1 protein-coding gene is annotated in these 1,849 nt (G+C 62.1%); it reads left to right on the top strand.

Annotation, left to right across the window (positions count from 1 at the left end; genetic code table 11):
- A partial coding sequence (locus RMO25_RS11785; protein WP_309662797.1) for a TonB-dependent receptor occupies positions 1–1,803 on the top strand: 1,803 nt, incomplete at its 5' end.
- Positions 1,804–1,849 lie beyond the last annotated feature (46 nt).

Here is a 1,849-nt window from a genome sequence, read left to right as displayed (position 1 = left end):
GCCACGCTGCGCTACGGATCGCAGTCGATCGGCGGCGTCGTGAGCTCGACCAACAACCGCATTCCCGACGCGCTGCCCTGCGGCCCGTTCAATCCGCTTCGCCCTTTGCAAGGTTGCACAAGTGTCGAAGGGCGGGCCGCCGTGTCGAGCGTCGACAATGGCGTTGAGGGCGGCGTGCTGCTCGATACCGGCGCCGGCAACTTCGCCTTCCATGCCGATGCGTTTGGCCGCCGGACGGAAAATTACCGGGTGCCGAGCTATCCCTATCTTGTCGCGCCCGATCCGGCGGAGCTTCCCTTCGCGACGCAGCCCGGGGGCTTCAACGGGCGGCAGCCCAATTCATGGACGCGCTCAAACGAAGAGTCGGTGGGCGGGTCCTATCTTTTCCAAGGCGGCTTTGCCGGTATCGCCTACACCCGGCACAACAACCTCTATGCCATCCCCGGCGCCGACGGCGAAGGGCATGGCACCCGCATCGATGCCCGCCAGGACAAGCTGACAGGCAAGGGTGAGTATCGGCCATCAGCATCAGGAATCGATGCGATCCGATACTGGTGGGGTTACACCGACTACAAACACAATGAGATCGGCTTTCCCGACGCCGCAGACCCCAGCACTGACGGCGTCCGCCAAACCTTTACCAACAAGGACCTCGAGGGCCGCGTCGAGGTCCAGCTCATGCCGTTCAACCTGCGGTTTGCAGAACTGACCACCGCGATCGGCCTGCAGGGCGGGCATCAGCGGCTCACCGCGCCTAGTCCCGACGACGTTGGCAGTCCGATCAACGGTCTATTCGATCCAAACAAGAATTCACGCGTGGCGGGCTACATTTTCAATGAGTTCAAGTTCAACAATACGACCAAGGCGCAGGTCGCAGCCCGCATCGAGCAAATCAATTTGAGCGGCATGACGCCTTCGGTCATTCCCGACCTGTTCGTCACGACCGACGACATCGGGCCTGCCACGCCGCGCAACCTCAATTTCACGCCGAAGAGCGCAAGCGTCGGCGTGATCCAGAATCTGCCCTGGGATCTGGTGGCAAGCGCGACCGCCCAATATGTCGAGCGCGCGCCGAAGCCGGCAGAACTGTACTCTCGTGGAGGACACGACGCGACCGTGACCTTCGACGTCGGAAACCCAAATCTCAAGACCGAAGTCGCCAAGTCGGTCGAAGTCGGATTGCGCCGGGCCAAAGGCCCGTTCCGGTTCGAGTTGACGGGCTACTACACGAAATTCGACGGATTCATTTTCCGCCGGCTGACGGGAAATACCTGCGCCGATGGCATGTGCGTCGCCCCGGGGGACCCGCTGGGGCCCTTGGAATTGAACCAGGCGATCTATTCCCAGCGCGACGCGACCTTCCGCGGCGGCGAGTTCCAATTCCAATGGGACACGCTGCCGATGTGGCAGGGCTTCTGGGGCGTCGACGGCCAGTACGACATCGTGCGCGCCACCTTCACCGACGGCACCAACGTGCCGCGCATCCCGCCGCAGCGGATCGGCGGCGGCGTCTATTTCCGCAACGCCGAATGGTTCGGCCGCGTAAGTCTCCTGCATGCCTTCGCGCAGAACGACATCGCGATCATCGGCGAGACTACGACCGGGAGCTACAACCTGCTGAAGATCGAAATCAGCCACACAAAAGAGCTGAAGAACCATCCAAGCGGAATCAAAAAGGTCACCGTGGGCTTGGTCGGCAACAACCTCCTCAACGATGACATCCGCAACCACGTCTCCTACACCAAGGACCAGGTGCTGATGCCGGGCGCCGGCGCACGCCTGTTCGCAAGCGTCAAATATTAGCGGCGAACCCGATCGGGCCGTGGCGTTCATTCGCGTGACCGCAATT

Source organism: Sphingomonas sp. (assembly GCF_031361285.1).
Classification (GTDB): domain Bacteria; phylum Pseudomonadota; class Alphaproteobacteria; order Sphingomonadales; family Sphingomonadaceae; genus Sphingomicrobium.
The sequence above is the reverse complement of the archived record's forward strand: the minus strand, read 5'-3'. Positions and strand labels throughout refer to the sequence as shown.